The organism is Rheinheimera sp. (genome assembly GCF_037442345.1).
GTDB lineage: Bacteria > Pseudomonadota > Gammaproteobacteria > Enterobacterales > Alteromonadaceae > Pararheinheimera.
In genome coordinates this window covers 1-26458 of sequence record NZ_JBBIQL010000015.1, presented here as the reverse complement: position 1 = coordinate 26458, position 26458 = coordinate 1, and the positions used below count along the sequence as shown (strand labels likewise).

General features: G+C 53.0%; 23 protein-coding genes. 10 read left to right on the top strand and 13 right to left on the bottom strand.

Annotated features, from left to right (window positions below; all coding sequences use genetic code 11):
- The 3 genes from WKJ04_RS10570 to WKJ04_RS10560 are packed head-to-tail and all read left to right on the top strand — an operon-like array spanning window position 1 to window position 2653.
- Window positions 1-894, top strand: coding sequence for an ABC transporter permease subunit (locus WKJ04_RS10570; RefSeq protein ID WP_337880395.1), 894 nt, complete (start codon window positions 1-3; stop codon window positions 892-894).
- Entirely contained in the window at window positions 894-1886 is a 993-nt protein-coding gene (locus WKJ04_RS10565; protein ID WP_337840430.1) for an oligopeptide/dipeptide ABC transporter ATP-binding protein, read from the top strand. Before WKJ04_RS10570 ends, WKJ04_RS10565 begins: the two co-directional genes overlap by 1 nt.
- Window positions 1883-2653 (top strand): ATP-binding cassette domain-containing protein, encoded by a 771-nt coding sequence (locus WKJ04_RS10560; protein WP_337880394.1) that lies wholly within the window; start codon window positions 1883-1885, stop codon window positions 2651-2653. The genes WKJ04_RS10565 and WKJ04_RS10560 overlap by 4 nt, the downstream gene beginning before the upstream one ends.
- A 124-nt stretch (window positions 2654-2777) precedes the next feature.
- Here WKJ04_RS10560 and WKJ04_RS10555 read toward each other — a convergent pair whose 3' ends face one another.
- From WKJ04_RS10555 to tig, 6 genes are all read right to left on the bottom strand, one after another.
- Complete coding sequence (locus WKJ04_RS10555; protein ID WP_337880393.1) at window positions 2778-4694, bottom strand: SurA N-terminal domain-containing protein; 1917 nt, start codon at window positions 4692-4694, stop codon at window positions 2778-2780.
- Window positions 4695-4844: 150 nt separating this feature from the next.
- Window positions 4845-5117 (bottom strand): nucleoid-associated protein HU-beta, encoded by a 273-nt coding sequence (hupB, locus tag WKJ04_RS10550; protein ID WP_337840433.1) that lies wholly within the window; start codon window positions 5115-5117, stop codon window positions 4845-4847.
- 210 nt (window positions 5118-5327) lie between these two features.
- A complete protein-coding gene (gene lon, locus WKJ04_RS10545) occupies window positions 5328-7736 on the bottom strand; it encodes an endopeptidase La (RefSeq protein WP_337880392.1) in 2409 nt (802 codons plus the stop codon).
- Between the two features lie 153 nt (window positions 7737-7889).
- Window positions 7890-9164, bottom strand: coding sequence for an ATP-dependent protease ATP-binding subunit ClpX (gene clpX / locus WKJ04_RS10540; RefSeq protein WP_337880391.1), 1275 nt, complete (start codon window positions 9162-9164; stop codon window positions 7890-7892).
- 58 nt (window positions 9165-9222) lie between these two features.
- Window positions 9223-9828: an ATP-dependent Clp endopeptidase proteolytic subunit ClpP gene (gene clpP, locus WKJ04_RS10535; protein WP_337840894.1), complete on the bottom strand. Its 606-nt coding sequence runs from the start codon at window positions 9826-9828 to the stop codon at window positions 9223-9225.
- Window positions 9829-9943: 115 nt separating this feature from the next.
- Window positions 9944-11254 carry a trigger factor gene (tig, locus tag WKJ04_RS10530; RefSeq protein ID WP_337880390.1) on the bottom strand — a complete coding sequence of 437 codons (1311 nt, stop codon included), beginning with the start codon at window positions 11252-11254 and terminating at the stop codon, window positions 9944-9946.
- 289 nt (window positions 11255-11543) lie between these two features.
- On the opposite strand from tig, the gene WKJ04_RS10525 reads away from it, so the two are divergent.
- From WKJ04_RS10525 to sugE, 4 genes are all read left to right on the top strand, one after another.
- Entirely contained in the window at window positions 11544-12236 is a 693-nt protein-coding gene (locus WKJ04_RS10525) for a DUF969 domain-containing protein (RefSeq protein ID WP_337880389.1), read from the top strand.
- Complete coding sequence (locus WKJ04_RS10520; RefSeq protein ID WP_337880388.1) at window positions 12229-13173, top strand: DUF979 domain-containing protein; 945 nt, start codon at window positions 12229-12231, stop codon at window positions 13171-13173. Before WKJ04_RS10525 ends, WKJ04_RS10520 begins: the two co-directional genes overlap by 8 nt.
- On the top strand, window positions 13174-13818 hold the full coding sequence (pcp, locus tag WKJ04_RS10515; RefSeq protein WP_337880387.1) for a pyroglutamyl-peptidase I: 645 nt from the start codon (window positions 13174-13176) through the stop codon (window positions 13816-13818).
- Window positions 13819-13969: 151 nt separating this feature from the next.
- Complete coding sequence (gene sugE / locus WKJ04_RS10510; protein WP_337880386.1) at window positions 13970-14284, top strand: quaternary ammonium compound efflux SMR transporter SugE; 315 nt, start codon at window positions 13970-13972, stop codon at window positions 14282-14284.
- A gap of 41 nt (window positions 14285-14325) precedes the next feature.
- Here the strand turns inward: sugE and WKJ04_RS10505 are convergent, their stop codons facing one another.
- The 3 genes from WKJ04_RS10505 to WKJ04_RS10495 are packed head-to-tail and all read right to left on the bottom strand — an operon-like array spanning window position 14326 to window position 16630.
- Complete coding sequence (locus WKJ04_RS10505; protein ID WP_337880385.1) at window positions 14326-15870, bottom strand: cation:proton antiporter family protein; 1545 nt, start codon at window positions 15868-15870, stop codon at window positions 14326-14328.
- Window positions 15871-16395 (bottom strand): MgtC/SapB family protein, encoded by a 525-nt coding sequence (locus WKJ04_RS10500; RefSeq protein WP_337880384.1) that lies wholly within the window; start codon window positions 16393-16395, stop codon window positions 15871-15873.
- The gene (locus WKJ04_RS10495; RefSeq protein ID WP_337880383.1) at window positions 16382-16630 is read right to left on the bottom strand and encodes a DUF1289 domain-containing protein; all 249 of its coding nucleotides are present in this window, start codon (window positions 16628-16630) and stop codon (window positions 16382-16384) included. Before WKJ04_RS10495 ends, WKJ04_RS10500 begins: the two co-directional genes overlap by 14 nt.
- A gap of 160 nt (window positions 16631-16790) precedes the next feature.
- Between WKJ04_RS10495 and WKJ04_RS10490 the strand changes: the two genes are divergently transcribed.
- From WKJ04_RS10490 to ygiD, 3 genes are all read left to right on the top strand, one after another.
- Window positions 16791-19964, top strand: coding sequence for an amidohydrolase family protein (locus WKJ04_RS10490; protein ID WP_337880382.1), 3174 nt, complete (start codon window positions 16791-16793; stop codon window positions 19962-19964).
- 112 nt (window positions 19965-20076) lie between these two features.
- The gene (locus WKJ04_RS10485) at window positions 20077-23028 is read left to right on the top strand and encodes a diguanylate cyclase (protein ID WP_337880381.1); all 2952 of its coding nucleotides are present in this window, start codon (window positions 20077-20079) and stop codon (window positions 23026-23028) included.
- Window positions 23029-23113: 85 nt separating this feature from the next.
- Window positions 23114-23890, top strand: coding sequence for a 4,5-DOPA dioxygenase extradiol (ygiD, locus tag WKJ04_RS10480; RefSeq protein ID WP_337880380.1), 777 nt, complete (start codon window positions 23114-23116; stop codon window positions 23888-23890).
- Here ygiD and WKJ04_RS10475 read toward each other — a convergent pair.
- The 4 genes from WKJ04_RS10475 to WKJ04_RS10460 all read right to left on the bottom strand — a co-directional run.
- Window positions 23887-24120, bottom strand: coding sequence for a hypothetical protein (locus tag WKJ04_RS10475; protein WP_337880379.1), 234 nt, complete (start codon window positions 24118-24120; stop codon window positions 23887-23889). The genes ygiD and WKJ04_RS10475 overlap by 4 nt on opposite strands.
- The gene (locus tag WKJ04_RS10470; RefSeq protein WP_337880378.1) at window positions 24105-24740 is read right to left on the bottom strand and encodes a hypothetical protein; all 636 of its coding nucleotides are present in this window, start codon (window positions 24738-24740) and stop codon (window positions 24105-24107) included. The genes WKJ04_RS10475 and WKJ04_RS10470 overlap by 16 nt, the downstream gene beginning before the upstream one ends.
- A 75-nt stretch (window positions 24741-24815) precedes the next feature.
- Complete coding sequence (locus WKJ04_RS10465) at window positions 24816-25325, bottom strand: GNAT family N-acetyltransferase (protein WP_337880377.1); 510 nt, start codon at window positions 25323-25325, stop codon at window positions 24816-24818.
- Window positions 25326-25378: 53 nt separating this feature from the next.
- Window positions 25379-26458, bottom strand: a 1080-nt coding sequence (locus WKJ04_RS10460; protein WP_337880376.1) for a DUF3362 domain-containing protein, incomplete at its 5' end; no start/stop codon positions are given.

Below are 26458 nucleotides of genomic sequence, written 5' to 3'. Positions count from 1 at the left end.
ATGAAAAAATTTCGCCTGTATTTTGAAGAGCATAACCGCGGTCCGCTCAGCCAGCTCTGGCAGCAGTTTCAGCGCCAGCACAGCGCCATGCTCGGTTTGGTGCTTTTTGTGTTTTTCCTGGTGCTGGTGCTGCTCGCCCCGGTGCTGAGCCCCCATGACCCCTACCTGCAAAACCCTGATCTGCTGTTACTGGCCCCCTCCTGGAGTGACGCCGGTCAGGTCAGTTATGCCTTTGGTACCGACGATTTGGGCCGCGACATTATGTCCAGGCTGATCACCGGGGCTGTTTATACCTTTGGATTGTCTATTGCGGCGGTGCTGATGGCGCTGCTGCTTGGGCTGGCGCTGGGGGTGATGGCCGGCATGAGCAAAGGGGTGAAATCCAGCATTTTTAATCACTTACTCGATTTGGCCCTGACCATCCCTTCCCTGCTGCTGGCGATACTGATTGTCGCAGTTCTGGGTCCTGGTTTATGGAACACCACCTGGGCTATTGTACTGGCCTTATTGCCGCAGTTTGTCCATGGTATCCGTAACAGTATTCAGGACGCACTGAAACAGGATTACGTGGTCGCTTACCGGCTGGATGGCGCCAATAACTGGCAGGTGCTGCGCCATGCCGTGCTGCCCAATATCTGGGAACCTGCCACCCTGATGTCCAGTATGGCGTTATCCACGGCCATGCTGGACATTGCCGCCTTGGGGTTTTTAGGCTTGGGCGCGCAGGCGCCAACGGCCGAATGGGGTACCATGATAGCCGACGCTTTGGACCTGATATATCTGGCTCCATGGGCCATCGCCTTGCCGGGTTTATTGTTGTTTGCTGCGGTGTTGTCGGTCAATCTGGTCGGTGACGGCCTGCGCACAGCCATTAAAAAACGGCGGGAAAACTGATGATTCTGCTCGATATTAAGAACCTGACCATTGAACTGGAAACAGCGGACGGCTTGATCCGCGCTGTTGATCGGGTCAACCTGACGTTAAGGGAAGGCGAAATCCGGGGTCTGGTTGGTGAATCCGGCTCAGGCAAAAGCCTGATCGCCAAAGCCATAGTGGGCGTGCTGAACAAACGCTGGCGCATCACCGCCGACCGTTTCAGCTGGCGAGGCCAGGATTTGTTACGCCTGCCCTATTCGGAGCAACGCAGCATTATCGGTCGCGATATTGCGATGATCTACCAGGAACCCAGCCGCAGCATGGACCCCACCTCCCCCATACTGGAGCAACTGACCGAATCCATTCCTGACTGCGAACTGGAAAGTGGTTGGTTTGGCCGGCCTTTTGAGCGGCGAAAAAAAGCCGCAGCCTTGCTGCATAAAGTGGGCATTCGTGACCACCAGGCGATTTTCCAGTCTTACCCTTACCAGCTGTCCGAAGGGGTATGTCAGAAAATATCCATTGCGATGGCCATCGCAAAAAAGCCCAAGTTACTGATTGCCGATGAACCGACGACAGCGCTGGAAAGCACCACTCAGGCTCAGCTGTTCCGTTTGCTGGCCAGCTTTAACCAGCTCAAAGGCATGTCGATTTTATTGATCAGCCACGAGCTGGAGAGTGTCGCCCGCAATACCGATACCTTGAGTGTGTTGTACTGTGGTCAGTTGGTGGAAGCCGGTGAAACCGAAGCGTTGCTGTCCAAACCCATGCATCCATACACCCATGCCCTGATCAAAAGTGTGCCTGAGTTTCAACCCGAGCTGCAAAGCAAACAGCCGCTTTATGCCCTGCCCGGCAGTATTCCGACCCTGCAGCATCTGCCTATTGGTTGCCGCTTAGGCCCACGTTGTCCCAATGCGCGCAAAGAATGTGTGAAAACCCCTATGCTGGAGCGGCTGCAAAACCATTATTACAGCTGTCATTTTCCTTTGGGTGGCAAAAAACCATGAAGCAGGTGTTACTGGAAGTCCGTCAACTGAGCAAAAGTTACCAGAAAGCCCAGGGCTTTTTTGGTCAGAAAAAAATTCAGGCATTGTCCCACATCAGCTTTGAGCTGGAAGCCGGCCAGACTCTGGCCATAGTGGGCGAAACCGGCTCAGGCAAAAGCACGCTGGCCAAGTTGCTGATCGGCATTGAAAGCCCGGATCAAGGCGAAATTTTACTGGACGGTGAAGCCATTAAAATCACTGATTTTAAAGATTACAACCAGGTGATCCGCTACATTTTTCAGGACCCGGCCCGCTCATTAAACCCACATCAAAAAATCGGCCACATGCTGCAGGATGTGCTGCGTTTCAGCTCGCCTTTGCCAGCTGAAGAGCACCAGGCAAAAATTCAGCTGACCTTACGGCAGCTCGGCCTGATGGATGAACATGCCGACTACTACCCTCATATGTTTTCTGGTGGTCAGTTGCAACGTGTTGCGCTGGCACGCGCGCTGATTCTGGACCCTAAACTGCTGATCCTGGACGAAGCCCTGACCGCAATGGATCCCTCGTTACGGGCACAAATTGTCAATTTGCTGCTGGAACTGCAAAAACAACAGGGACTGGCATATTTGCTGATCACCAACCATCTGCGGCTGGTACGGCATATTGCCGATAAAATGCTGGTGCTGCATCAGGGCAATGCGCTGGATTACGGCGATACCGCCACTGTTTTTGCCAACCCGCAGTTTGACTACAGCAAAAAACTGATCAGCAGTGCAATGAGTTAGTAGAACCACAGACAGCTGGCCGCTTCGACATCCGCTGATGGCGCCTGCATAACCGGCATACCGTACATCCTGTACATAAAAAAACCGGCGCTTTTAGCGCCGGTTTTTCTTTATCACCACAGCTTTACTGTTCGTCGCTGCTGGCCACTTCCAGGCTGCGAACTATTTCTGCTTTGGCTTTTAAGGCGGCAATCACAGCGGCATAACTGGTCTGCGCCTTTTGCTGAGAATACTGCTCCAAATCTTCTTTGGTCGGAACTGCGGTTGCTTCAGACTCTGTCACTTTGCTGACAGCCAGTACCACCGCATCGCCAGCTGCAGTGCTTAAAGAACCGTAAGATACTGGTACCTGTTCTGACGGTTTGGCCAGCTCAAACGCTTTGGTGCGAATATCTGCATCCAGATCGCCGCCAAAACGTGGTACCGCAGTTTTGCTCTCCACCGTCAACTGATTGGCTTGCGCTGTTGCTTCCAGCGTAGCTCCTCCCTGCAAAGCAGCCAGCAGCTCCGCGGCCTTGGCCTGTGCCATTTCTTCGGTTTTCTGACTCAGCACCGCGGTACGTACCTGCTCTTTGACTTCATCAAAGCCTTTGGTTTTTTCCGGCTGATGGCTGCTGATACGGACCACTACCACCTGGTCCGCCGAGACTTCCAGCACGTCACTGTTCACACCGCCGGCAATAAATTCTTCAGAGAACAAAGTGCTCAGCACGGCCGGTGCATTCAGTGGCGCTGGGGCAGAACCCTGGGTAAAGGCAGGTACAGAGACTACTTGACCGCCAATGGCTTCCGCAGCTTCCTGCAGCGAGTCGGCAATTTCGAAGCTCTTTTCACCTAAAGCCTGTTGCAGCTCAATAAACTTCTCTGCGGCTTTCTGATCTTTCAGCTCAGTGGCGATTTGCTCTTTCACATCTGCGAAAGCTTTGGTTTGTGACGCCTGCACCTCAGTCAGCTTAATCAGGTGGTAACCGAATTCAGTTTTCACCACAGGACTGATTTCACCTACTTGCTTCAGCGCAAAAGCCGCTTTCTCAAACTCAGGGTCCATGACACCGGCTTCAATAAAGTCCAGATCGCCCCCGTTTTCTGCCGAGAAGGTATCACTGGATTCTTTTTTGGCCAGTTCGGCAAAGTCCGCGCCCTGAGCCAGCTGAGCAGCCAGCGCTTCGGCTTTGGCTTTTACCTCTGCATTGTCTTCAGCTGATTCCAGCAGTATATGCGACACCCGACGGCGCTCTTCAGTCTGATAACGATTTAAATTGGCATCGTAGTAGGCTTGCAGGTCAGCGTCTGACACCGCAATACCAGCAGCGATATCCGCTTTGTTTAACTGCACATAATCAACAGCCACAGTTTCAGGCGAGACAAACTGGTTCAGGTTGGCCTGATAATAATCCTGCAGCATTTGTTCAGTCACTTCGACTTTATCGGCAAAGCTGGCCGCTTTGATCTGCAGATACTGCACATCGCGGGTTTGCTGCTGCAGTTTCGCCAACAGGGTTAACTCAGATTCTGTGGCAAATTCACTGGACACCAGGCTGCTGACCAGCTGAGTGCGTGACATCTGGCTGCGCAGGTAATCACGGAACTGGTTTGGTTCATACCCATTCTGGCGCAATAAAGCCAAATATCTGTCGTTATTAAACACGCCATCCACCTGAAACTCAGGCAGAGACAAGATAGTTTCGCGGATTTGCTGGTCACTGACCATCAGGTTTAAATCCGTCATCAGCTGCTTTTGCAATTTTTCATCGATCAGCTTTTCCAGGACCTGGCTGCGGAAGCTGTTCATATAGTTAGGGTCGCTGGCCAGACTGCTGAACATCTCACCAAACTGCTGCTGCATCCGGTTGCGTTCATTCTGCAGCGCGGTATCAAATTCTGTTTTGGTCACATCTTCGCCGTTTACTACAGCAACCACTGGCTCTTTGGTATTTCCCAGATAGCTGCCAACCCCGGCTAATGCAAAGGTCAGGATCACAAAACCAAGAATCACCTTGGCGATCATCCCCTGAGAACCTTCTCTGATCTTCTCTAACATGCTCTCTATGTCTCTTTTGCCAACAATGTGGTAGTAAAAAAAAAGCGCATCTTAGCAGATACGCCTTTTTCATTAAAGCTGCGACCGCATCAGGCTTGTTGCTATCTGCGCCACGGCTTTCCCCAACCGGTTGACCAGTCGGGGTCTGGATTAGTTCACGCTGTCTTTTAATGCTTTACCAGGCTTGAACGAAGGGATCTTCGCAGAAGCGATCTGGATAGTTGCACCAGTTTGTGGGTTGCGGCCTGAACGTGCGGCGCGCTCGCGAACGGCAAAAGTGCCGAAACCAACTAAGGCTACTGAGTCACCTTCTTTCAGAGCTTGCGTCACTGCGTCGATGAACGCGTCCAGTGAACGACCAGCTGCCGCTTTAGAAATGTCTGCACCAGCAGCGATTTTGTCGATAAGTTGAGACTTGTTCACAATATCATCCCCTTCAATTGTTATTATTTTCAACAACTACCAAAAATTAATTTGTTGTGTAGTGCGCACTTGTTATATCAAGCCTGAAATAGGCTTGCAAGCACAAAACGCCGCCCCACAAAAACTTTTTGTTAGGCTGTAAGCCTTGTCAGACAAGGCCTGCAGCGAAACTGCCCATAACTTAACACACAAAAAGCGTTTGAAAAGCCCCTAGGCCGGATTTTTTTGGCTTTTTTTCGCTTTTGGCGCGGCTTTTGGTGCAGTTTCAGCCGTTTCGACTACAGCCATGCCGGTTGGTGGCTCCTGCAACGCCAATTCCAGTACGTCATCAATCCATTTCACGGCACGGATATCCAGATCGCCTTTCACATTGTCCGGAATATCTTTTAAATCCCGAACGTTGTCATGTGGGATCAGCACCCGCTTGATACCACCACGGTGGGCCGCCAGTAATTTTTCCTTCAGACCACCAATAGGTAACACTTCACCACGCAGCGTGATTTCACCCGTCATCGCGACATCCGCCCGCACCGGGTTGCCGGTCAGACTGGACACCAGCGCTGTGACCATGGCGATACCGGCACTGGGGCCATCTTTCGGCGTCGCGCCTTCAGGCACATGCACGTGAATGTCACGTTTCTCATAAAAGTCTTCATTGATCCGCAGCTTTTCCGCACGACTACGCACCACAGTCATCGCCGCCTGAATGGACTCTTTCATCACATCGCCGAGTGACCCTGTGTAGGTTAATTTACCTTTACCAACCACAGCAGCCGCTTCAATGGTCAATAAATCACCGCCCACTGAAGTCCAGGCTAAGCCTGTCACCTGCCCAATGCGGTTACTGTCTTCGGCTTTGCCATAATCAAAGCGTTGTACGCCCAGGTACTCTTCCAGATTGCTCTGACTGATGGTGACCTTCTTCAGCCTGCTGTCGAGCAGAATATTCTTCACGGCTTTACGGCACAGCTTGGAAATTTCACGCTCCAGGTTCCGCACCCCGGCTTCCCGGGTGTAGTAACGGATAATGCCGATAATGGCACTGTCTTCCACTTCAATTTCATGGGGTTTCAGACCGTTGCGTTCAATTTGTTTGCCCAGCAAATGTTCTTTGGCTATGTTCAGTTTTTCATCTTCGGTGTAACCCGCCAGACGAATCACTTCCATCCGGTCCAGCAAAGCTGCCGGTATATTCAGGCTATTGGAGGTGGCAAAAAACATCACGTCAGACAAATCGTAATCCACTTCCAGGTAGTGGTCTGAAAACGCCGTGTTTTGCTCCGGGTCCAGTACCTCCAGCAGCGCCGCCGCAGGGTCACCACGGAAATCGGAAGCCATCTTGTCTATTTCATCGAGCAGGAACAGTGGGTTCCGTACTCCCACTTTGGCCATTTTCTGGATAATTTTGCCTGGCATAGAACCAATATAAGTGCGGCGATGACCACGGATTTCCGCTTCATCCCGTACACCGCCCAGCGCCATCCGCACATACTTGCGGCCTGTGGCTTTGGCCACTGACATGCCCAAGGAGGTTTTCCCCACCCCCGGTGGGCCAACCAGACATAAAATAGGGCCTTTCAGCTTGTTGACTCGTTGCTGAACAGCCAGATACTCCAGAATACGTTCTTTTACTTTATCCAGGCCATAATGGTCTGAATTCAGAATTTTTTCTGCGCCCGCCAGGTCTTTTTTCACCTTGCTGCGTTTTTTCCATGGCACATTGGTCAACCAGTCAATGTAACTGCGGACCACTGTGGCTTCGGCCGACATGGGCGACATCATCTTCAGCTTCTGCAATTCGGCCGTGGCTTTTTGCTTTGCATCAGCCGGCATTTGCGCCGCTTCAATTTTGTTGTTCAGGGTTTCAAATTCATCTGGCGTGTCTTCCAGCTCGCCCAGTTCTTTCTGAATGGCTTTCATCTGCTCATTCAGATAGTACTCGCGCTGGCTTTTTTCCATTTGTTTTTTCACGCGGCTGCGAATACGGCGTTCCACCTGCAGAATGTCGATTTCGCTTTCCATCATCGCCATCAGAAACTCTAACCGTTCTGTGACGTCAATAATTTCGAGAACCTTCTGTTTGTCCTCGACTTTCAGCGGCATATGGGCCGCCATGGTGTCTGCCAGACGGGCAGCGTCATCAATACCAGATAACGCAGTAAGCACTTCAGGCGGGATCTTTTTATTCAGTTTGATATACCCTTCAAACTGATTAATGGCCGAGCGCAAAATCACTTCCTGCTCACGGCTGTCCAGCTGAGGGGTCGGGATCAAATCGACATAAGCAGCAAAGGTTTCTTCGGTATCGGTAAACTCCGCCAATTCAGCGCGTTTGCCACCTTCAACCAGCACCTTGACGGTTCCATCCGGCAGCTTCAGCAATTGAAGAATAGTGGCGACAGTACCGACACGATACAAATCGTCGTCTTTCGGGTCATCCAACGTGGCATCTTTTTGCGCAACCAGGAAAATCTGCTTTTCCTTTTCCATCGCCGCATCCAGGCATTTGATTGACTTAGCCCGGCCAACAAACAGTGGGATCACCATATGCGGATAGACGACCACGTCCCGTAATGCCAGCACAGGCATATGCAAACGTTCTGTCTTTGCTACTGTCATGAAATCTCTCTTGAATTATTTACTGCAGGGGTGGATTCCCAGTATATGGGGTCACTATTTGCGACTTCAACGAGTTAGTGAAAAATTTGAACCGGCTGGGCACAGAATAGACAAAGCCGGTCAGAACCGGCTTTGTTGAGTGCGTACACGGAATTACTGGCCCGAAGCCGCCTCAGCTGATTCATAGATGAGAATAGGCTGGGACTCACCACGGATCACGGTTTCGTCGATCACCACTTTGCTGACATGTTCCATTGATGGCAATTCATACATGGTATCCAGCAACACGTTTTCGACGATAGAGCGCAGACCACGGGCTCCTGTTTTCCGCTCCATGGCTTTATTGGCAATGGCTTTCAGTGCGTCGTCACGGAACTCCAGGTCCACCCCTTCCATCTGGAACAGAGCGCCAAACTGTTTGATCAGCGCATTTTTCGGCTCACTGAGGATTTGTACTAAAGCGTCCATATCCAGTTCTGTCAGCGTGGCAACCACAGGCAGACGGCCGATAAATTCGGGGATCAGGCCATATTTCACCAAATCTTCCGGCTCCACATCGCGGAAGCTTTCAGTCAGGCTGCGGCTGGATTCTTTGCCCCGCACTTCGGCACCAAAACCTATACCTGAGCCTTTGGCACAGCGCTGTTCAATCACTTTATCCAGACCGGCAAAAGCCCCGCCACAGATAAACAGGATTTTTGAGGTGTCCACCTGCAAGAACTCCTGCTGCGGGTGCTTGCGGCCCCCTTGCGGCGGCACCGAGGCAATGGTGCCTTCAATCAGTTTCAGCAACGCCTGCTGCACACCTTCACCAGACACGTCACGGGTAATGGACGGGTTGTCTGACTTGCGGGAGATCTTGTCGATTTCGTCGATGTACACAATGCCTCGTTGGGCTTTTTCTACATCATAATCGCATTTTTGCAGCAACTTCTGGATGATGTTTTCCACATCTTCACCGACATAACCAGCTTCGGTGAGGGTGGTGGCATCGGCCATAGTAAAAGGCACATCCAGCAAACGGGCCAGAGTTTCAGCCAGCAGAGTTTTACCGCTGCCCGTCGGGCCAATCAGCAGGATATTGGATTTACCCAGTTCCACATCGGCTTTTTGCTGCACAGAACGCAGGCGTTTGTAGTGGTTGTACACCGCAACCGCCAGAACTTTTTTTGCGTGTTCCTGGCCAATCACATAATCGTCCAGGTGGTTGCGTATCTCACGTGGAACAGGCAGTTTACTGGCATCACGCTTAGGCGAAATATCTTTGATTTCTTCGCGGATAATGTCGTTACACAAGTCAACGCATTCATCACAGATGTACACCTGTGGGCCTGCAATCAGTTTGCGCACTTCGTGCTGCGACTTACCACAGAAGGAGCAGTACAACAGCTTGCTGCTTTTCTCGCCGTCAGAGCGGTGATCAGACATGGAACTTCCTCTTCAACTGGGGCCTGCACCACTACGGCTGCCCGGCCCCTAAACTCAATTACTTCGCATCCCTTTGCGTTAATATGGCATCGACCAGGCCATATTCCAAGGCTTGTTGCGCGCTTAAGAAGTTATCGCGCTCGGTGTCCTTGATAATTTGCTCATAACTCTTGCCGGTATGCTCGGCCATCAGCCGGTTTAATTTCTCTTTCACCGTCAGAATTTCACGGGCATGGATCTCAAAATCCGTCGCCTGGCCCTGGAAGCCTCCCAGTGGCTGGTGAATCATCACTCTGGCGTTTGGCAGTGCATAGCGTTTGCCTTTGGTGCCACCAGATAGCAGGAATGCGCCCATGCTGCAAGCCTGACCGATACAAACGGTGGCGACATTGGGTTTGATGTACTGCATGGTGTCGTAAATCGACAGGCCAGCCGTCACTGAGCCACCAGGTGAGTTGATATAAATGTAGATATCTTTTTCCGGGTTTTCGGATTCCAGAAATAACAACTGCGCGACAATCAGGTTGGCCATATGATCTTCCACCTGACCGGTCAGGAAAATCACCCGCTCTTTCAGCAACCGCGAATAAATGTCAAAGGAGCGTTCGCCTTTGGCAGTTTGTTCGATAACAATGGGGACCAGCGCGCTGACGATATCACTCATTTTTGGCTCGAATGCCATCATGGTACTTCCTTATGCTGTAGGGCCGCAGAAAAGAAAATGGCCCGAACTTTAATGCTCGAGCCATTAAAACTGTCAGATCAACAGATGTCAATTCTTAGTTTGACGCCTGTGGATTCATGATTTCATCGAACTTGGCTTTCTGTTCTGTCACTTTGGCTTTTTCCAGAACCAGGTCAATGGCCTGTTCTTCTAACGCCACATTGCGCATACCTTGCAGCAACTCTTTGTTGCTGTTGTAGTACTGCACCACTTCTTGCGGATCTTCGTAGGCAGAAGCCACAGTTTCGATCAGCGCCTGAACGCGGGCATCATCAACCTGCAGGTTGTTGGCTTTGATCACTTCGCCCAATAACAGACCTACTTTGACACGGTCTTTGGCTTGTTCAGCAAACAAAGAAGCTGGCAGCTCCGGCAGGTTTTTTGCGTCCAGGTTATTACCGAAACGCTGCAGAGCCTGACGACGCAGAACGTCAACTTCGCTGTCGATCAGGGCTTGTGGCACGTCCACGTCGTGGTTCGCCAACAGACCTTTCACTACCTGATCTTTGACTTTCGCTTTAATGTTGTTGCTCAGCTCGCGTTCCATGTTTTTCTTCACTTCAGCGCGCAGTGCATCCACAGTTGGCTCAGCCAGACCGAACAGAGCAGCAAATTCTTCATTGACTTCAGGCAGCTTTTGCTTTTCTACGCCATTAATTTTGATGGCGAACTGGGCCGCTTTCCCTTTCAGGTTCTCGGCGTGGTAATCTTCAGGGAAAGTCACGTCGATGGTGAACTCTTCACCGCTTTTCTTACCGATAATGCCATCTTCAAAACCTGGGATCATGCGGCCCTGGCCGATTTCCAGCGTGAAACCAGCAGCTTTGCCACCTTCGAATTCAACACCGTCAATGGAACCAGTGAAGTCCATGTTGACACGGTGACCTTTGGCGATAGCGGCTTTGGTCTTGTCCCAAGTCGCGTGTTGTTTACGCAGTGTGTCGATCATGGTGTTCAGATCGGCCTCTGTGATTTCAACCACTGGCTTGCTCACTTCTACTTTATCCAGGTTGTTCAGCTGAACTTCCGGGTACACTTCGAAGGTGGCCACAAATTCTAAATCTTTGCCTTCAGCCAGTTGCTTAGGAGCAAAAGTTGGAGCGCCGGCCGGAGTCAGTTTGTTTTGGATAATGGCCTGGTAGAAATGGTTTTGCATCTGACGTGACGCCACATCTTGCAGCACTGGCAGACCAAACATTTTTTTGATCATCGCAACCGGAGCTTTACCAGGACGGAAACCGTCGATACGGCGGGTCTTAGCGATAGTACGTAATTCTTTTTCAACTTCAGCGCTAATTGCCGCAGCCGGGACTGTGATGGTTAAACGGCGTTCTAAACCCTGAGTGGTTTCCACAGAAACTTGCATCTTGTTACCTCAAAATCAAATCAGGCGTTTCGTGACGCCATCTTAGTGCTGGTCCGGGAGCCTTCTGTTGACGCGTCATCCAGACCTGTTATACAGGACGCGGCATTATAACGAGGCTTTTTCGCTGCGTCGAGCTTTTGATAAAAACTCAGATTTGACGCGGCTTAGAAGGCTGATTTTGTTCTTTTTTTGCGATGACTTTCGCTGATTTTGCCGCCAGCATAACTTGCGGCAGGCGGCAGGCTCAGGGCACACTGCCCCTTCAGTTTTTCACCGATAAGAACAACTTATGACCGAACTGGATCTTTGGCCTCTGTGTGGCATTTTGTTACTCGCCCTTGGGCTGTTACTGAAATTCCACCCGCTGCTGGTGGTGATTCTGTCCGCGCTCGCCACGGCGCTGGCTACCGGGTTACCGCTGCTGTCCTGGCTTGAACAGTTGGGCAATACTTTTTTACGCACCCGAAATTTGCCGCTGATCCTGTTGTTGCCACTGGCGGTGATAGGTCTGCTGGAGCGCCATGGCCTGCGCCTGCAGGCGCAGCGGCTGATTGGCCGGATTAAAGTGGCGACGACAGGTCGCTTACTGTTGGTGTATCTGGCGCTGCGCGAAAGCTCAGCCGCTGCAGGTTTAACCAGCCTGGGCGGCCACCCACAGATGGTACGGCCGCTGGTGGCCCCTATGGCAGAAGCCGCCCACCCGGATGGGGCCAGGCACCCGCTCATCCGCGCAAAAATCCGGGCAATGTCCGCCGCCACAGACAATGTGGGGCTGTTTTTTGGCGAAGATATTTTTGTCGCCTTTGGTGCCATTATCCTGATGCACACTTTTTTGCGTGAATCCGGCATTGAAACCGACCCGCTGCATATCGCACTCTGGGGCATCCCCACTGCGGTCGCCGCATTTTTAATTCATGGCTACAGGCTGGTCCGGTTTGACCGTTACCTGGCTCGCCTGCAACAGGAGCAGGCCAATGATTGATTTGCCCTTGCTGTACCTGATTGTCGGCCTGCTGTTTGCGGTGGTGGCTTTGTATGCGATTCAGGACAGGCGCTTCGCCGCCGCGTTGTTCTGGGGCAGCTATAGCCTGATTTTTCTGGCCGGGGACCATCTGCCCAAAGCGCTGGTTGGCGCGTTGGTGGTGTTCATGAGCCTGATTGGCGGGCTGTCGCTGGTGAAAAGCCGTAGTTACACTCAGTTGACGAACGAGCAGCAACTGGCATCCGTCAACCGGCTTGGTCATCAATTATTTGTGCCGGCGCTCTTCATCCCGCTGGGCACCGTATTTGGAGTGCTGGTGTTATCGCACCTGACCTTGTTTGACCAGCCTCTGCTCTCCCCGGCCAATCTGACACTGGCTGCACTCGCAGTTGCAGCGTTTATTGCACTGTTGTTTGCGCTGTATTATTGCCGCGAAAAGCCACAACAGGCGCTGGCCGAATCATCCAGACTGATTGAAGCGATGGGCTGGGCGGTATTGCTGCCACAACTGCTGGCCACTTTGGGTCTGTTGTTTACCCAGGCGGGTGTCGGTGGCACCGTTGCGGAACTGAGTCAGCGCTATCTGGCTCTGGAGCATCCGCTGGCCGCAGTGGCCTGTTATGCCCTGGGCATGGCGCTGTTTACTGTCATTATGGGCAATGCCTTTGCGGCCTTTCCGGTGATCACTGCTGGTATTGGTATTCCTTTATTGGTACAGCAGCACGACATTAACCCGGCGATGATGGCCGCCATTGGCATGTTCAGCGGGTACTGCGGCACCTTGCTGACCCCAATGGCCGCCAACTTTAATATAGTGCCGGTGGCGCTGCTGGAGCTCAACGACAAACATGCGGTAATTAAAGCCCAGGCCCCAACTGCAGCTTGGTTGCTGCTGACGAATATTGTGCTGATGTACTTGTTTTTAAGGTGGTTTTAAATGGCGACAGTCTTATTAACCGGCTTTGAGCCGTTCGGCGGCGAGAGTATCAATCCGTCCTGGCAGGCCGCGCAGGCGCTGGATGCTGTCTGGCTGGATGACGAAGTGCAAATCAGAGCTGTGCAGCTGCCCTGTACCTTTGCTGACAGCCTGCAGACTCTGGAGCAAAACATCTCCAGGTTTAAACCTGCACTGGTGCTGTGTTTAGGTCAGGCGGGCGGGCGCACTGACCTGAGTTTTGAAAAGGTCGCAATTAATCATATTGATGCACGGATTGCCGATAATGCCGGTGCACAGCCCATCGACCAGCCGGTCATAGCACAGGGGCCCGCGGCTTATTTCAGTACGCTGCCGTTAAAAGCCATGCTCAGCCACCTGCATCAGGCCGGTTTTGCCGCCAGTATTTCCTACAGCGCAGGCACTTTTGTCTGCAATCAGGTGTTTTACGGCCTGATGCACCTGCTGCAAAACCAGCCACAAGTGCGTGGCGGTTTTTTGCATATTCCTTATTCTCCGGCACAGGTGCTGGGCAAACAACAAGCCTCCATGAGCCCTGAGCTGGTGGTTCAGGCGCTGAAAGTATGTCTGCCTGTTGCGCTGCAGACAGAACAGGATTGGTTAATAGCCGGCGGCACACTGGACTGACGGCGACAACTTGGTTATTCTCTGGCCGCTTTTCACTGGCCAGGCGGGACGACCCGCCTGAGCGTCACAAGTCCGGGGACGACCCCATTCACTGCAAGCAACAGCACATGACTTCAGTAACAGGGTTGCTGTGAGTCGTTGGAGATTTGGTATGAATTGGGTTCTGCTTCTTATTGCGGGTTTACTGGAAGTCGGTTGGGCTGTGGGTCTGAAATACACTGAAGGCTTCAGCAAATTCTGGCCTTCAGTCTGGACGCTACTGGCCATGCTGCTGAGCATCAGCCTGCTTGGCCTGGCCATGCGGGATTTACCTGTCGGCACTGCCTACGCTGTCTGGACCGGCATAGGCGCAGTCGGTACTGTGATCGTTGGCATTTTTTTGCTGGGCGATCCGGCCAGCTGGCCACGTTTGGTCAGTATTGCAATGATTTTGCTGGGTATTATCGGCCTGAAGCTATCCAGTTAATCGCATCGGCCGGGGAGCCACCACTCCCCAGCCTCCGGCACCTACAAGGTAATATGCTGACGCACCCGCTCGGCCAAACCCAGACCAGCTTCTGACATGGTCAGGTAAGTGTGGTCGGCACCGGCAGCCATAATCTGCTGGGCTTCATCCTTGTGCATACTGTGCGACACAATTAAACCGGCAAATCCCGCCTGCCGGAGCTTTCGGGTGGCGATCACCTTGGCTTCCACATCATTGAGGCAAAGTACCACGGCCTTAACACAGTCAAGTTTCACCCCCTGCCAGAACACCTGATCTTCCGCATCAGCGAAGAGCACATTTTTGCCTTGTTCAAAGTGCTGCGCTACTTTGGCCGGATCCGAGTCCAGCGCCACCAGGTGGCATTTATGCTCCAGGTACTCATAGGCCGCACTGCCGGTGCGGCCCATGCCCATAATCAGCACTTCAGCATCCCCCAGTGACACCGGCTGTTCATCCGGATGATGGCTGTCGCGCTCAAAAGGGATCAACCGCTGCGCCAGCCGCTCATACAAAGGGTGGGCAAAACGGTTCAACGGGGCCGACATCACAAAAGACAAAGCCACAGTCAAAGCCATAGGGATCAGAAACTGTGGCATCGCCGCAGCCACCACAATCAACGCAAATTCACTGTAGTTGCTCAGCGCCAGACCGGATAAAAAAGCACTGCGGGCCCGCAATTTAAACAGCACCAGCAACGCAAAAAACAGCAGGGCTTTCACTGGTAACAATAATGTCATCAGGCCGGCAAACCACCAGGCCTGCAGGTCCGGCATGCCACCGAGACCAATTTGCAGAAAGAACCCCACCAGAAAAAACTCTTTGAGGGCCCAGAGGGTTTTGGACAGTTCTCCTGCCCTGCTGTGCCCGGCCAATAAAGCGCCAAACACCAGGGCACCCAGTTCAGAACTCAGACCAAGCAGATGGAAGCCAGAGCCCCCCACCACCACGGCCAGCATCACACCAAACAGAATCTGCAGGTCATCATGCCCCATTAAGTCCATCAGTTTATAGAGCACGGGCCTGAGCAATGGCACCAGTAACACCAGCAGCGCCCATGCCGAAGGCGTGGTCCCCTGCGACAGGCTTAACAATGCCATCGCAATCAGATCCTGCATCACCAGAATACCTATAGCCACCCGGCCATGAAAGGCCCGAATTTCCCGTTTATTTTCCAGTACTTTGGCTGCCAATACCGTACTGGAGAAGGCCAAAGCCGCCCCCAGCATCAGTGCATGGGGCCAGTCGGGTTCAAAAGCGAGGTAAATGACCGGCGCATAAAACAGCGCCGACACAGAAAAATGCGCCAGACTGCCGCCCAAAACCTCGGCTTTGGTCAGGCTGCGCATATTCAGTTTCAGGCCAACGGTAAAGAGCAGCAGCAACACCCCCAGATGGGCGACATGAGCAATAATGGCATTGCCTTCTTTTGGTAAATCCAGCTCAGAACCAGTGGCCGTAATGACAAAACCTGCCGCCAGATATCCAATTAACGGCGGCAACCCCACCAGCCGGACAATCAGCCCCAAACTAAAGGCAAAGCCTATCCATACTGCTTCCAATAACATTTATTTTCCTTTGTCCACTGCGTTGTTGTTTTTATCGGACGCCCGTTCCACCCAGTCTTTCGACGTTCTGTGCACACCGCGGCGCAGTGCTGAACTGGCATCTTCCAGTAAATTCACGCCGGTCAGGATACTCACCACCAAGACCGATAACCAGATAGCGGTGTGGTAATAGCCAATACCGGCGGCCACACCAATAGCGGCTAACATCCAGATGGTCGCCGCCGAAGTGACGCCCACCACCAGACCATCACGGGTTAACATCACCCCGGCACCTAAAAAACCAATGCCAGTGACCACCTGACCGATGATACGGCTTGGATCCATCAGCGCGGTTTGCAGCGACAAACTCAGGGCAACAAATAAATAAGTGCCCAACGTGATCAAAATGGAAGTGCGAATGCCTGCCGGTTTGCCGCGCAGCTGACGTTCCAACCCTACCACAGCGCCACACAACAAGGTGCAGCCAACCCCGGCCCAGCTGAGCGGGCTGATATCCAGCCATGGTTGCCAGTTAATTGTGAGCATTGTCACTCCGCTGCCGGTTACGTTGTCTGGCATCCAGCCATTCCTGCTGGGTCATGGCTTTTTGCGCGACCGGAGTCTGCCAGTTCGCTTTGCGCCGCGCTATGTTGAGCGCTATCTGCTGGTACTGGTCAGGCGTTTTTTTACGCCAGTCGACAATTTCATCCATATGGCGGTAACAGCCAATACAGACGTTTTCTTCATTCAGGCGGCAACAGGCCACACAAGGAGACTCCATACCTCACTCCGCTTATTCTATCTTGTTGCAGTGTAATCAGTTTTTGTTCCAGACCAAAGTTTTTGCAGTTAGTCAGCTTCTGCGGTGAATTGGTCTGCTTTGCTTTACCCCGCTGTGCAGTTATGGCAGTTTGATGCGGCAACTTACAAGGAACCTGTCCATGAAAAACTATAACTACAACCTGCTTGCGCTGGCCATGATGGCCAGTTGTCCAACGCTGGCCGACGACAAGGCACCCGCCTGGTCGGTCGACAAACCCCTGGGTCAGTTTGAAGATATTCACATCAAGGTGCAAAGCGGCACCTGGATGAATGTCAGTGTCAGCCCGGACGGCAAAACCATTGCGTTTGACTTGCTCGGCGACATTTACACCATGCCGATCAGTGGCGGCAAAGCCAAAGTACTCACCTCCGACATTGCCTGGCAAATGCAGCCGGTATTCAGCCCGGACGGCAAGCACATCGCCTTTACCAGCGACCAGGGGGGTGGCGACAATATTTGGGTGATGAATGCCGACGGCACCAACCAGACCCCAGTCACCAACGAAAAATTCCGTCTGCTGAACAGCCCGGCCTGGAGCCCGGATGGCGAATTTATCGTCGCGCGCAAACACTTTACCAACACCCGTTCGTTAGGCGCCGGTGAAGTCTGGCAATACCATAAAAGCGGTGGTGACGGCGTGATGCTGACCGCCAAAGCCAATGATGAAAAAGATTTAGGCGAACCGGCCTTTTCGCCGGACGGCAACTACATTTATTTTTCGCAGGACGACACTCCGGGCAAAACCTTTCACTACAGCAAAGACTCCGAACAAGGCATTTATGTGATTAAACGCTTTGAGCGGGAAACAGGTGAGATTGAAGTGCTGCTGAGCGGTGCTGGCGGTGCGATTCGCCCGACCCCATCCCCAGACGGCAAGTACCTGGCCTATATCCGCCGCGTTGATTTCCAGACCACGCTGTTTTTATACAACCTGGCCACAGGGGAACACACCGAACTGGATAACAAACTGGACCGGGATATGCAGGAAACCTGGGCGATACACGGCGTGTACCCCACCTTAAGCTGGACACCGGACAACCAGCATCTGCTGTACTGGGCCGGCGGCAAAATCAATAAATTAAACATCAAAGAGAAAAGCCGCAGCGAGATCCCATTCAGCATTGAACGCAGCAAAAAAATTCAGACGGCCCAGCGGGTCAAACAAGACATCAACCCGGATCAACTGGATGTCAAAATGCTGGGCAATGTGCAGGTGTCGCCGGACGGCAACACTGCCGTCTATTCCGCACTGGGGCATTTGTACATCAAGCAGCTGCCATCCGGCACCCCACGACGTTTAACCAGCCAGACCGAACACTTTGAGTTTTATCCGCAGTTTTCCCGGGACGGCAAACAACTGGTTTATGTCAGCTGGCACGACGACAAACAAGGCGCGGTGCATCTGCTGGACATCGCCACAGGCGCTAACCGTACTCTGACACCGGAACCAGGCAAATACGTTGAACCCACCTTAAGCCCGGATGGCCGTACTCTGGTGTACCGCAAGTCCGGTGCCGGGTCGCTGTTAAATAAACAATATTCACGCGACACCGGCTTGTATGCTGTCCCTGTCAGTGGTGCCGAAGCGCCACGGCTGATCGCCCGTAATGGCTACGCGCCTATGTTCGGCAAAGAGAACGACCGGGTCTTTGCCCAGGATTATGGCCAGTCGCCTGTGCTGTTAAGTATTGATTTGGCGACAGAACAGCAGCGCACCTTGTACAGTGCCAAATACGGCACTGAATTTAAGGTGTCGCCGGACGGCAAATACCTGGCCTTTATTGACCGCTTTAAAGTGTATGTCACCCCTTTTGCTGAACGCGGCAGCGTGATTGATATCAGCGGCAGTGACAGCCAGTTTCCGGTCAAACAACTGTCGGTCAAAGCAGGCAGCGATATCAGCTGGACAGCCGACAGCGCCAGCCTGTACTGGCATTTGGGCCCGGAGCTGTACCACAGCTCTATTGCCGGCCTGTTTGACGTTGGCAGTAAAGTAAAAATTGCCGCCAAAAACGGCGCCAATTTAAGCTTTGAAGTGCCGGTGGCCACCCCGGCTGGCACTGTGGCTTTTGTCGGTGGACAGGTTATTACGATGGAAGGCGACCAGGTGTTGCAGGATGCGGTGGTGCTGGTCGAAGGCAACATCATTAAAGCCGTGGGCAGCAAAGACGAAGTGCAGGTACCATCGGACGCCAAAGTGATCGACATCAGCGGCAAAACCCTGATGCCAGGCCTGTTTGACGCGCACGCCCACGGTGCACAGGGCGTGAACCAGTTAATCCCGCAGCGCAACTACGCCAATTACGCCAGCCTGGCACTGGGCGTGACCAGTATCCACGACCCGTCCAATGACACCCAGGAAGTCTTTACTGCCAGTGAGCTGCAAAAAGCCGGCCTGACCGTAGGACCACGTATTTTCAGCACAGGAACCATTTTGTACGGGGCTTATGGCGCGGGTTACACCTCCCATGTCGACAGCCTGGAGGATGCCAAATTCCATCTGGAGCGGCTGAAAAAAGTGGGGGCTTTTTCGGTAAAAAGTTACAACCAGCCACGCCGTGAACAGCGTCAGCAGGTGATTGAAGCCGCCCGTGAACTGGACATGATGGTGGTGCCTGAAGGGGGTTCCCTGATGCAGCACAATCTGAGCATGGCCGTGGACGGCCACACCACCTTAGAACACTCACTGGCAGCCGCGGTGCTGTACGACGATGTAAAACAATTGTGGTCACAGACCCAAACCGCCTATACCCCGACCCTGGTGGTCGCTTATGGCGGTATTTTTGGTGAAAACTACTGGTACGACAAAACCGACGTCTGGAAACACCCGCGCCTGAGCAAGTTTGTTCCAGCCGATGAGCTGCGCCCGCGCAGCATGCGCCGTACCAAAGCACCAGACCATCACTACAATCACTTTGCCATTGCCAAAATGGCCAAAGAGCTGAACGATCTGGGCGTGGTAACCAATATCGGTGCTCATGGCCAACGGGAAAGTTTGGGGGCTCACTGGGAGATCTGGATGTTTGCCCAAGGGGGCATGAGCCCGCTGCAGGCACTGAAAACCGCCACCATCAACCCGGCGAAAACCTTTGGTATGGATCACCAGTTGGGGTCCATCAAAGCTGGCAAACTGGCGGACTTAATAGTACTGGACGCCGACCCGTTGAAAAATATCCGTGACACCGATAAGGTGAAATACAGCATGGTCAATGGCCGTCTGTTTGATGCACAAAGCATGGACGAGCTGCACCCGCAGCAGGTGAAAAATCAGCCGTTTTTCTTCCAGCGTTAAGCTCATACAGCAGGCCTGAATGGCAGGCCTGCTGTTTCTGCACAGAATCCCCCTTTGTCGCCGGCCTCAACAACTGCTAGCATTAATTGAAATTCAGCTAATACAGTCATTTATGCGAAGCACTTGCCTGAGATTTCTGCTGTTGTTTGTCACTGGCATTGCCTGTGCTTCCCCTCCACTGTTGCCACAACCTCAATTTGCGATGTTTTCGGAACAAGTGCAGGATGCCCCAGTGGTCAGTTATGATCTGGTGCAGGACCAGACAGGTTATCTGTGGCTGGCCAGTGAACTGGATGGTCTGCAACGGTTTGACGGCTATGAATTGTTGCGGTACCCCATTTTTTTTGAACAGGAAACTGCACAGCGCCGTGCCAATGTGAATAGAATACTGAGCGCGAAAAGGCAGTTATGGGTCAGTACCTGGGGCCAGGGGTTCAGCCTGCTGGATCACAACGGCGCCCTGCTCAGACGCTACCATAGCAGTTCAACACCCGCCTTACCGTCCGACCATGGCCAGACCATGTACCAGGATGCACAAGGCCGTACCTGGCTCGCCACAGTAGCGGGCCTGCGTGTCGTCGAGCCGGGCTTGAACCTGGCGGCTGCGGACAAAGTACCGGCGGAGCTGCGGGACAACAGGGTCTGGCAAATTCAGCAGGACACCCTAGGCGCACTCTGGTTTGCCACGAGCACAGGCTTGTATCGGTTCAGCCAGGATTTAACAGACAAACAGCATTGGCCTGTGCCATCCCCCCATGCGCGACAACACAGCCAGGAAATTCGCACCTTGTTGCTGACGGAAGCCGGCGTCTGGTTTGGCACCCAACTGGGGTTGTATTGGCTGGCTTTTGCTGAACCAAGGCAAGTGGTGCAGGCGGCCCCTGCCATTCAACGGGTGAACGCACTGTTTCAGGACAGCACCGGGCTGTGGATTGGCACCAGCCGTGGTTTGTATTTGCTGAGCCAGCAACAGCAGTTACAGCACTTTTTGGGCAGTGCCGATATTCGTCAGCTGTATCTGGATAAAACTCAGGTCCTGTGGATCAGCAGCCGCAATCTGGGCCTGTTTAAACGCGACCCCATCGAGCGTTTATTCGAACCTTGGTACTTTCCCGGCGTCTCCGCCAATGATGAATTGCCTGTGCATCAGTTACAGAGCATGACATGGCTGAACGATCACATTTGGCTCGGACTGGACCGGCAACTGCTGGCCTTTAGCCCAACGCAGCAAAGCTACACAGCAGTGCCCTTTGACACCCAGAACAGGCCAACCCGGGTGTCGGCCGTCAGCCGATCTGGACAGCAGCTTTGGATAGCAACAGATGCAGGTTTATTCCGCCAGCAATCCGACCAGGTTGCACGCCAGGTGACCTTGCCCACAGGTTTACCGCCACAGCCGGAAATCACCAGCCTGTTCGCAGCCACCGATAACAGCTTATGGTTTGGTGTCTGGGAACAAGGCCTGTATCACTGGCAACTCAACTCTGACACCAAAACGCTGCAGCATTATGCGGTAGCCACCCAACCCGGCGATGCCATCATTCAGCTAAAACCGGACCGGAACCATTTGTGGCTGGTCAGCCGTTTCAGTGGTCTGTACCGGTTAACCCCAGAGACAGGCCAACTGACCCACTTTCATCAGGGAGCCGACAGCCCCCTGCCTTTGCCATCCGACACCTTGTTATGTGCCGAGGCCGCCAGCCGGGGCGGTTGGTGGCTCTGTACCGATCAGGGCCTGTTTTGGTTCAATCCGGCCACCGGCGAACATCAGCTGTACAGCAAACAACAGGGCTTGCCGGACCAACGGGTGATCGCTGTCTCTGACAGCGGTGACGGTCGGATTTGGATCAGTACCAGACGGGGTCTGGCCATGCTCGACAGCAACAACCAGCGTATTTATTCCTTTGGCCGCAAAGATGGTCTGCCAGCCATGTCACTCGGAGTCCGGGCTTTGGCACAACACGACAAAGACCAGCTGTTTATCGGTACCCATCAGGGTTTGTTCCGCATTGAGCCAGATAAACTGAAAGACGAAGAGCTGCAGACCAGTATGGTGATAAGCAAACTGGAACTGGATCAGAAAAGTATACCCGTGCCGGCCACCAGCGCGGAGCAGCCGCTGGTCTTGCCCTTGCATACCAAAAGACTGCAGATCCATTTCAGTTTTCTGGAATTTTATTACACCGACCTGCATCACTACCAATACAGATTGCTGGGTTTAAGCGAGCAATGGCATCCACTGGGCACCATCCATCAGGTCAGTTTTAATCACTTGCCAACCGGCACTTATGTGTTTGAGGTCAGAAACAGTACATTTCAGGATGAAACCAACGCAGCCAGGCTGCATTTTGTGGTCCCTGCCCCATGGTGGCAAGACTACAAACTCTGGTTAGGTTTTGCCCTGATTGCAGCCTTCGTCAGTTGGAGATTATGGTGCTGGCGTAACCGTCTTTTACTGAAGCAATACCAAAAACTCAATCTGATGGTGTCTGAACGCACTCAGGCACTGGCGGCCGCTAACCATGCCCTGAACCAGCAAGCCAGAACAGACTTTTTAACCCAATTGCCAAACCGGCTGGCCTTTACAGAACAGTTTGAACGCAGCCTGGCGCAGGCACAACGCAGCGGACAGCCGATGGCTCTGGTGCTGTTGGATGTTGACCATTTTAAACAGATTAATGACCAGTATGGCCATGAAACAGGCGATTATGTGTTGGTGCAGATAGGCCAGTTGTTAGTACAGCGGCTGCGTAAACAGGATCTGGTGGCCCGCTGGGGGGGCGAAGAGTTTATCCTGCTGTTACCAGACACAACCGTTGAAGGGGCTTTGCAACTCTGTGAAGAGTTACGTCACACTATCAGTCAGATGGAACTGTGTTATCAGCAAAAGTCTTTCCACATCAGCGCCACTTTTGGGGTTCAGGTACGCCGGGCCAGCCATTCAGATGCGCTGGACCAATGGTGCAGCAGTGCCGATCAAGCGCTGTACAGTGGTAAACGCAGTGGCCGCAACCGGGTAGTGCTGTACGCGCCAGCCGAACCTGTGGAAATGGATTCGATTTAGTCGAACTCATTCATGCGTTTTTAGCGATATTCTTTCCATAAAAATTTTTTTAAGCTGACAGCAGTCGATCCACTGAGCCTGAACAATGACCTTACCCCTGCTGTTTTTTGGTCATGGCAGCCCCATGAATGCGCTGCAGTCCACCACTCTGACCCAAAGCTGGGCCCGGCAAATTCCGGCGCAACCGCCTGCTGCTATCCTGATGATTTCCGCCCATTGGTTTACCCAAGGCACTGCGGTTACAGCGCAAACACACCCTGCGACTGTGCATGATTTTTTTGGTTTCCCGGACCTGTTGCAACAGTTTCAGTACCCGGCACCTGGCCATCCCGGGCTGGCAGACCGCATTGCCGCGTTGCTGGCGCCCCATCCGGTGCGACTGAGCACTGACTGGGGGCTGGATCATGGCAGTTGGTCTGTACTGACGCATCTGTATCCTGATGCCACTGTTCCCGTGGTCCAGCTCAGTTTGGACGCAGGTTTAAGTGCGTCACAGCATTTAGCGCTGGCCAGCCAATTGCGCCCACTGCGCGATCAGGGGGTACTGATCATGGCGTCCGGCAATCTGGTGCATAACCTGCGTTTATTGCGCTGGCACAGTGAGAAGGTGCCCGGCTGGGCGCTGGATTTTATCCGGCCTGTACGGCATTGGATTGAACAGCGGCAGTTTGACCAGGTGGCAAATTACCAACAATTGGGTGACGTGGCGCAACTGGCGGTGCCACACCCGGATCATTTTTTACCCTTGTTGTATGTGCTGGGTGCCAGCACAGAGCAGGACAGATTGTGCTGGTTTAACGACCAGTTTGAACATGAAGCACTGTCGATGTTATCGCTGCGCTTTGATGCCGTGTCCGCTTAGTTTTTATACTGCTGCTTTTGCTGCTCTGCATCCGTGATCAACTGCGACAAAGCAGCACCAGATAACTGATGCTGATGCATCAGCTGACGCATCTCATCAGACAGTTCAGCACTGCTGTGAGCGGCCTGTGGCAATTTCAGCTGACGGCTGAAGGTGACCGCATAATCGGCCAGCGCGGCCAGCAGATAAGCCGCCAGGATCAGCGCGGGGTACTTCATTTTTTGTACCATGCCAGTACCTCCTGTTCCCAGACAGTCCGTTCATCCGGCTGCAGCTTCGCCGCTATGGCGCCGCTGAATTTGTAGTCTTTGTTCGCTTTTAAGTACAACAGCACAGCGCCAGGTTCAGTTTCCATGTCCTGATACTCCAACTCTGCGGCTTTCAGCACTTTGGCAAACTGCAGAATCTTGGCGGTAAAGTCATTGCCCATAGGCACAGGCGCCATTAACCGCACCTGACACAGGGTGTTACGGCATTCGCTGTCCAGAATACGCAGCTCGTTGTTGCTGGTGGACACCGCCAGGTGTGCCAGTAAGTATTCGGTCGCCTCGGCCCAGCCTTCATCCCGCTCCTGCCGCTCCCAGGGCGCAAAACGTTCACGCAAGGCTTTTTCTTCCCGCACCAAAGTACGCAAATTTAAAAAGGCGTCCAACACAACAGCGGCTTCGGGATTGGCCTGTTCAAAACGTTGCGCCTGCCTGAGCTGCGAGCTGGTCATAGGCTCCGGCAGCAACCAATAGCTCAGCCAGGGCTTGGCCTGATACAGCACGACACCAAACAGCACTGCAACGGCATAAGACAGCCAACGGGCAGCCTGGGACTGCAACAACATTTGAAGCTGAGGGTTCATACAAACTCCGGAACAAAAGGCGGCAAAGTGTAACAGAGGGCAACAGGTGACTAAAGGGCGGCGGCACCAACTTTGTTAAATTTGTTTACACCAGAGTTCAGTGTCCTGCTCCAACAAGGAATACTGAATGGACTGTTGAAACTGGAAACCCAGCTTAGCCACCACAGCTTTAGAACCTTGGTTTTGCGGGTGGATTAACGCCACCAGTTCAGTAAGCCTCAGTTGCTGCGCCCAGCCAAGCACAGCCATTCCGGCTTCGGTCGCCAGGCCCTGCCCCCAGAATTCTGGTAACAAGCGGTAACCCAGTTCAGGCAGCTGGATTTCTGGAATAAATTTAATGCCGGAAAAACCGATTAAACGCTGGGAGTCCTGTTCAATAAGCGCCAGCCGGCCATAGCCATAGTGTCGATAATCCTCAAGCGGGTGCTGAGCTAAATACTCGCGCACCTGCTGCACTGAAGTGACGGGTTTATTGCCAACATAGCGCACCACTTGTGGCAACGCCATCAATGGAAAAAACGCTTCGGCATCGTCCAGCGTAAAAGGCCGTAACAGCAGGCGTTGGGTGTGTAAAGTGACAGGCATATCCTTCTCCTGTGCAGGTCACTGCAGCCAGCCGAAAAACGACTGGCTGTCGGTTAACCCGGACGTTTTTTCTGGAACGAGGCTTTACCGCTGGATTTTTTCACCCCAGTAGCCGCCTTTTTCGCCGGGTTCAGGCCTGTGTGTCGGGTCAATGCCGGTTGGCCCGGAGAGCGCGGCAGTTTGGGGCCTTTCAGCAGTTTGGCTTCTTGTTTTTCATCCGGCACCAGGCAGCTTTTGGCGGTGCCAATCAGATGCTTCAGGCCCATTTTCAGCAAAGCTTCACGGATCAGCGGCCAGCCCTTCGGGTCGTGGTAACGCAGTAAAGCCTTGTGCAGACGGCGCTGACGTTCGCCTTTGGGCACCGCCACCTGTTCGGTATTGCCTTTGATGTTTTTCAGCGAGTTCAGCTCGGTATGGTAAATGGTGGTCGCATTCGCCATTGGGCTTGGGTAAAAGTTCTGCACCTGGTCCAAGCGGAAATCCCGCTCTTTCAGCCAAAGCGCCAGGTTCACCATATCCAGGTCCGTCGTGCCTGGGTGTGCCGAAATAAAATAGGGGATCAGGTACTGCTCTTTGCCCGCTTCTTTGCTGAAGCGGTCAAACATTTCTTTAAATTTGTCATAAGCGCCCATGCCCGGCTTCATCATCTTCGACAATGGGCCTTCTTCGGTGTGCTCCGGGGCAATCTTCAGGTAACCGCCCACATGGTGCTGCACCAGCTCTTTGACGTAATTCGGATCTTCCACCGCCAGATCGTAACGTACGCCGGACGCTATCAGAATTTTCTTTACGCCTTTGAGCTTACGGGCTGAACGGTACAGCTGCACCGTCGGGCTCTGGTCTGTGTCCATATGCTCACAAATGGTTGGGTAGACACAGGATGGCCGGCGGCAGGTTTGCTCCGCTTTCGGGTTTTTACAGCGCAGTTTGTACATATTGGCGGTCGGGCCACCTAAATCGGAAATGACGCCGGTAAAACCAGGAACCTTGTCACGGATATCTTCGATTTCACGCAGAATGGATTCTTGCGAGCGGCTTTGAATAATGCGGCCTTCGTGTTCGGTAATAGAGCAGAAGGAACAACCACCAAAGCAACCACGCATAATATTGACCGAGGTTTTAATCATCTCGTA